Source organism: Actinospica durhamensis, from assembly GCF_018139695.1.
GTDB classification, from domain to species: domain Bacteria; phylum Actinomycetota; class Actinomycetes; order Streptomycetales; family Catenulisporaceae; genus Actinospica; species Actinospica durhamensis.
The window spans coordinates 1-7,086 of the sequence record NZ_JAGSOG010000367.1; the positions used below are offsets into that span (position 1 = coordinate 1).

The 7,086-nt window shown below is 73.1% G+C and carries 2 protein-coding genes; both read right to left on the reverse strand.

What is annotated here, in order from left to right:
• The coding region (locus tag KDL01_RS37550) for a SpvB/TcaC N-terminal domain-containing protein (RefSeq protein WP_212533482.1) at window positions 1-6,530 on the reverse strand (6,530 nt) is incomplete at its 3' end.
• Window positions 6,531-6,650: 120 nt separating this feature from the next.
• The coding region (locus KDL01_RS37555) for a hypothetical protein (protein ID WP_212533483.1) at window positions 6,651-7,086 on the reverse strand (436 nt) is incomplete at its 5' end.

Below are 7,086 nucleotides of genomic sequence, written 5' to 3' on the forward strand. Positions count from 1 at the left end.
GGCGGGGCCTGTCTGGCCGGGCTGCCGTCGGCCTTGAGCAGGCCGGTCTGGATCATCGCGTCCCGCACGAACTGCGCGCTCAGCGGTCCCTTGTTCAGGGTGAGGATGAAGTCGTAGGGGTCCATCTGCGCGACGGCGCGGATCTGGTCGGCGGCGATCTGCTCGGTGCTCTTCTCCTTGCCCTCCTGCCCGTTGGGGTCGAGCAGGCGCACCGGGTTGCCGCGCACGTACATGTAGAGGTTGGGCCCGTCCTTCGCGCCGCCGGGGTCGGGACAGGTCCATCGGCCGAGCCAGCAGGCGTAGTAGCGCGCGCCGTAGTAGTACAGCCCGGTCTCCTCGTCCTTCTCCTTGCCGGTGTACCGGTAGCGCTTGGTGCTCACCGCGGCCGCGCCGCGGGCCATCCACAGCGCCGTGGAGCCGTACGGGTGGTACTCCTCGTAGGAGATCGCCGAGCCCTGATCGTCGAGCTCGGTCCTGGACGAGCCCAGGTTGTCGCCGAGCTGGTAGCGGATCGCGGGGCTCCGGTCGAAGCCCGCGTCCGCGCTGTCCACGGTGACGGTCTCGACCAGGGCGATGCGGTTGACCGCGTCGGTCACGTGCACGCTGCGGCGCTCGTAGACCAGCGTCGTGCCCTGATACCTGCGGTAGATCTCGTACGCGCCGAGGTAGACGCGCTCCTCCAGCAGGCCGCCGCTGTGGCCGGTGACGCGGCGCACCCGGGTGTCGGTGGCGTCGTAGGCGTAGGCGGCGGTGCCTCCGCCGCCGAGGTCCACGGCCGTGAGCCGGTCGGCGTGGTCCCAGGTGAGCGCGCCGGGCAGGTGCGCCATCCGCGCCATCCGCCCGTTCGCGTCGTGGGTGAACACCGCCGAGCCCGCGCTGGAGGACGCGTCGCCGGGGCGGGTGTGGGACAGCAGCCGGTCGGAGGCGGTGTCGTAGGTGTAGCGCCGGGTCCAGGTGCCGGCGGCGCCCGCCGCGTGGGCGAGGCTCAGGATGTTGCCGGCCGCGTCGTACGTGTAGGTCTCGGTGTACGGGCGGATCGCCTGCGCGTCGTTGGGGTGCGGCAGCGGCGCGTAGAGCGGCTCCGCGCTGTCGGGTTGCACGCCCAGGCTCGCGTGCTCGCGGCCGGAGGCCGACCGGATCCGGTAGACCGGGTCGTAGGTGTAGGTGGCGCCGGGTGCGGCGACGGTGCCGGCGAAGTACGCGGCCTGCGCCGCCGCGTCGTCGACCGCGACGATGTTGCCCATCGGGTCGTAGGTGTAGGCCAGGGCCTGCAGCAGCGCGGGCGTGCCCGAGGGCACGTTCGTCTCGATGCCGGTGAGCCGGAAGTTCTCCGCGTCGTAGGAGAACGAGGTGGTCGCGCCGCACGCGTAGGCGATGGACTGGCGCTGGCCCTTCGCGTCGTGCTCGACCGCGGTGACGAACGGCGTGACGGCGGTGGCCGCGCCGAGGTACGCCTCGACCGCGGTGAACAGGCCGCCCGCGTCGTACGAGGGCTGGATCCGGGTGCCGTCCGGCAGGGTGCTGACGACGGGCCGGTTGAGCGCGTCGAAGGAGACGTTCGTAGTGAACGTCTCGGTGTCGAGCAGCGCCGCGCTCAGCCCGTCGAGCGCCGAGAGCGGCTGCCCGTGCAGCGGCGACCAGTCCGGGCCGGTCCCGGAGGACGCGGCGGCGAGCGGGACCAGCCGGCGCGAGGCGGAGATGAGGTTGCCCTTGAAGTCCGCGGACTGCGCGATCACCACCCCGGCCTGGTCGTAGCGCCGGTGCACCGCGCCGAGCAGGTTGAGCTGGACGGCCTGCGGATGCTCTTCACCGTAGACGGCGAGGTCGGTCAGCCGCGCCGTGCTCTCCCCCGGCCCGGTCACCCAGGTCTCGGTGGGCCGGTGCAGCAGGTCGTAGGAGTAGTTCACCCGGCTGCCGACCGCGTCGGTGCGGCTGATCGGCAGGCTCGCCGCGTCGAGCACGAAGCCGCGCGGCCCGGCGTCGGCGGAGTGGATCGTCAGCACCCTGCCGACCAGGTCCAGGATCTGCGTCGCGGCGACGACGCCGCGCGGGTCGGTGACCTTCAGCAGCCCGCCGACCGGGTCGAGGGTGACGACGGTCTCGTACACGCCGTCCGGGCCGTTGTCCGCCCGCGCGCGCACGGCACGGCCCAGGGTGTCGAGCACGGAGACGGCGGGCGTGTTCGCGTACGCGGCGGCGAGCGTGGCGGCCCGCTGCTGCGCCGGGCTGGCTCCGGCGCCGTTGTTGACGGTGTACCAGGTGCTCTCCAGGACCGTGTCCCCGGCGTCGTAGTCGGCGTGCTGCCAGGGGTCGAACTCCACCCGGCTGAAGGTGCCGTCCGGCTGGTCCATGCGGATGACCCGGCCCAGCGGGTCGTACCGCAGGACGGCGGTCACCCCCTGCTTGACCAGCGCGTCGGCGTTCTCGTAGTCCGAGGTCGCGGAGAAGTAGGGCTCGTACTTCTCCACCGGCAGGTCCTTGTTGTTGCGCACGACGCGGCCGGTGCCCACCCAGCGCGGGTTCGGCGTGGTGTCCGTCTGCACCGCGTCGCCGTGCGCGTCGAGGGTCCAGGCCAGGCCCGGCGCGGCCTGGTTCTTCGACATCGCCAGCCGGCCGAACCCGTCCGTGTGCACCCTGACCCGCTGCATCGGGCTCGCGGCGTCGCCGTGCCGCTCGCGCGTCTGCGCCAGGGCCCAGAGCGGAACGCCCGACCCGCGCCACGCGTCCGGGTCGTAGCTGTAGACCGCGCCCGGCAGGCTCTGCGGATCGCCGTCGGCCGAACCCTCCTTGCCCATCACCCAGGACGAGCCGACCAGTCCGAACAGGTCGAAGGCGACGGTGCGCCGGTTGCCGTTCGGATCGGTCACGGTCGCCGGGGCGAGCACGCGGTAGTCGTTGGCCACCTTCGTGACAAGCTGGTCGAACGGCGCCGTCTGGGAGGCGGTGGCGGACAGGGCGAGCAGGTCGTAGGCGTCGTACCGGATCGAGGCGACGTTCCCGAACGCCGAGGTCTGCGTGGTGGGCAGGTAGAAGTGCGCCGCGTCGTAGCCGTGAATGCCACTGGGTACCCACCAGTTGCCGTCCTCGGCGAGGTAGCCGCCGGACGCGGTGAGCACCGAGGAGTCGAAGCCCGCGCCGTACGCCGCGGTCAGCAGACCCGGGGTGAGGGCGAGCTTGTAGGACTGCCACGGCAGAGCCCTGAGCCCGGGCTGGCCCAGCGGCAGCGGGGCGGACAGGTCGTCGGCCCAGTAGCGCGCCCGTACGTCGGCGATCAGGCGGCGCGTCGGGGACGTGGCCGGGGCGGTCGCGGTGTAGACGGACTCGAAGGGGATGTCGGTCGCGGACGCGAGCTGCGCGGCGAGGGCGGCCACGTCGTAGCGGCCCGTCGCGGGGTCGGGTGCGGACAGCCCGGTGACGTCGTACGTGCGCGTCTCCACCGCGACGCCGAGCAGGCGCGTGTCGGCGGTGTCGGTGTTGGCGACGGTCTTGAGGGTCCAGGCCGCGTGGGTCACGCCCTGCTCCGGGATCGCCGGCACCCGCCGCGGGTAGCCGATCGCCGCCTGGGAGAGCGTCGAGCCGTACGCGTCCACCTCGAGCGTCACCTGGTGGCTCACCCGCGGGTCGGCCGCGTTGCGCTCGTACTGACAGGTGACCGACTCCAGCTCGTAGGCCAGGTACACGGCGTGCCGCCCCGGCCGGGAGGGCTGGAGTATCGTCACGTGGTGGCGGTGCTCGGCCACCGAGTACGGCAGCGTCGCAGAGCTCGTACCGTCGTCGGCGTACAGCTCGGTGCGCAGCGGGCGCCCCGCAGCCGCGCGCAGCCCTTCGCGGTACTCGCGGCCCGAGGACGGCCCGAGTTCCACCGTGCCCAGCGGCACGGCCGCCGCGTCGCCGCCGAAGGTGTCGGTGAGCACGTCGAGGCCGGAGCCGACGTGGAACCAGTTGCGGGTGCGCACCGGCGGCAGGTCGTTCGGGCCCGGTGCGTCAGGGCCGGTGTACGCCTCGGTGTCGGTGCGTTCGACCATCCCGAAGCCGCGGTACTCGCGCTCGATCCCGTCGTAGTGCCCGTGCCGGTACCAGTAGGTGCTCGCGGTGCTCGACCCGGAGACCGCGTCCGTCGCGGTCGAGCCCGCGACCACCCGCACCGGGGACGCCAGCCTTGTCACCCACGGCGTCCCGGCCAGGCGGTCCGCCAGGTAGTACTTCGTCGAGGACGCGTATTCCACCACCGTCTCGGCCCCGGCGTTGTTGCGCACCAGCCGCAGCAGCCGGGACTTCCAGCCGGCCAGCCGGGGATCGGCCGGGTCGATGCCGTCGGCCGTCCCGCGCGCCAGGTCCACGTAGCACACCGGCGTGCCCGGCACCGGCGAGGACCACACCAGGCACGGCGTGCCGGTGCCCAGGACGTCCGAGACGGCGATGGAGGCCAGGGCGTCGACCGAGGGCAGCAGGTCGATCCGCATCTCGGCGCCGAAGCCGTTGCCGGACCGGTTCACCCAGCACCGCACCGTGTCCGGGCCCAGATACAGCAGGTCGGAGGTGCCCGAGCCGTCGAGGTCCGCCCACCGCACCCGGCGCGGGTCGAACCGGTCCACGGTGTCGAACTGCGGCGCGGCGTCCATCACGACCTTGCCGCCGAAGCGGCCGTGGCCCAGGTTCGGCCAGTAGCAGACCTCTCCGTTGCGCACCCGCACCACATCGGACGCCCCGTCGCCGGAGAGGTCCGCCAGCATCGTCACCCCGGTGGGGTCCAGGTAGCCGAGCGGCGGCGCGGCCTCCTCGCGGGCCTCGGTGCCCGCGCCCGAGGCGCCGGCGAACACGACCTCGCGCACCGGCCCGTACCCCTCCCGGCCCAGGCAGCGCGACCAGCGGACCCGGTCGCCCTCGCCGATCAGCAGGTCGGAAAGGCCCGCCCCGGCCAGGTCCACCTGCCGCAGGCCGGGATCGTCGAAGTCGAGCCCCGGCCGGGACAGGAACGGGGTGAACCGGCCCCAGCCGCCGTCCGGCTCGCGCTGCACGCTGCCCGCGGTGCCCGGCGCGGTGTCGATCACACTCAGGTGCCCGTCCCCGGCCAGGTCCGCCAGCCGGATCCGGCCGCCGAGGCCGGGCGTCGCGACGTCCACCGCCGCCGGCGCGTCCAGCAGGCCGCCGCCGAGATTGCGCTGGTACCACCAGCCGCCGGGGGTGCGGGTGAGCGCGCCGGCGATGCCCTCGCCGTCGAGGTCGATCCAGTACGGGCCGGAGGTCGCCGCGTCCGGCACCGGCGGCACCTGCACCTCCCGCACCACCGCGTCGGGGCCGGAGACGGTGTATTCGAACTCGACCGGCGCCGAGCTCTGGGACTGGTACGCGGTGCCGTCCCACAGGTAAGAGGTCTGCGTCACCGAGGCCAGCTGCGTCACCGCCGGATCCGGCGCATAGCCCAGGTCGACCGAGCGCACCAGGCGGGGCGAGGGACCCGGCGCGAGCTCGTCGAAGGCGTGGAACATCAGGATTCGCCGACACAGCCGCCCGGTGCGCACCTCGAAGCCGGACCGGTACGAGGAGAACGGGTCCTCGCGCACCGGCCAGGCCCGCACCTCGTCCGGCGCGAAGTCGTGCTCGCCGAAGTCGAAGACCACCAGGAAACACGACGGGGTCGCGACGCCCGGGCCGAGATTGCCGTAGGTAACCTGCTTGAGATACTTCTGCGCATATCCCGGCGCGCTGGCCCCCGGTAGGTCCTCGGCCTTGTACGTGTATCCGGTCACGTTGCCGCGATCGTCAGCGGTCTGCTCCAGCAGCCACTCGTACACGTGCGTGGGATCGGCCGGATCGGCCACGCGCGCTGAAGTCGCCCGACCGAAGAAGCCGGTGACGTTGGAGCGCGAGACCGTCCGCCAGAACGCGTCGCCCGTGTCCACCACGACGCAGCGTTCGATCCGGTCGAAGCCCGCCTCCACCCGCGGCCGGTAGCGCTCCAGCCGGCAGGCCACCCCGTCGATCGTCTCGTTCGCCACGTCCGGCAGCCACGAGCCGTCCGGCTGCTCCACCAGCGCCGGGACGAGGTCCTGCGCACCGGACAGGAGGTAGACGTCGGGCTCGTCGGTCCCGGCGTCGCCCGCGGCGTCCGGATAGCGCGGCACGCCCTTCGAGGTCTTCCGCGTGATCCGCGGCACGCCGACGTCGAATCCGAGCCCGAACGCCGAGTTGCCCGCGCCGGAGTCGTAGCCCAGCGAGAGCGAGGGCCCCACGCCCGCGCGCCCGCGGCTCAGGCCCAGCGGCACCGAGAACGAAGCAGTCCCGCGCGACGGGGATACCGAGAACTTCTCCCCCATCCCGCGGATCGCGCCGCCCCCGGACGGCAGCTGCACCCCGGGCAGGAACGGCTCGTCCTCCGCCGGCGGCCCGCCCTGCCCGTCCCCGGCAGCCTCCGGCACCGCCGCGGCCGACGCCGACGGCGCGGCCGCCGTGCTCCGGCTGTGCGGCGCGGGCGGCCCCGGCACGCGCAGCGCGGCCGGGCTGGTCAGGGCACGGGTATCCTCGCTCATCGAACTCCGACCTCGTGGACGCGGTCCAAGAAATGGGGACTGTGCAGAGCTGTGCGCGGGGAGACCGGGCCAACCTAGCACCCCGCGGCCCCCGCGCACAGTGGCGATCCGGGCGCGCTCTCACCCGCGTACCGAATGCGTCGCCTTCCACACCGGAGTCACCACGACGCTCGACATCACGAGCACGGACGCGATCTGGCAGAGGTAGAGCCCGAACTGGGGATGCACGGCCTGGGTGTCGAAGATCCCCTCCATCCGGTCGTAACCGATCCCTGAGGAGAAGAACGCGCCGCAGCCGAACCCGGCCGAGACCAGCCGGCTCGGCAGCCGGTCGACGAGCGCGAACACCGTCGCCAGGAGCATGCACCAGAAAGCGGCCATGAACAGCCCATTGAGATTGTGGTACTTGAGCGCGTACAGCGTGTCCCCGGGCGGCTCGCGGAACCAGGGGACGAGCGCCAGCAGCACGGTGCTGATACCGGCGAGTGCACCGTACGCCGCCGCCGGGCCTTGCGGGACCTTGAACCGGGCGGCGGTGCGGACGCGGGGGACGGCG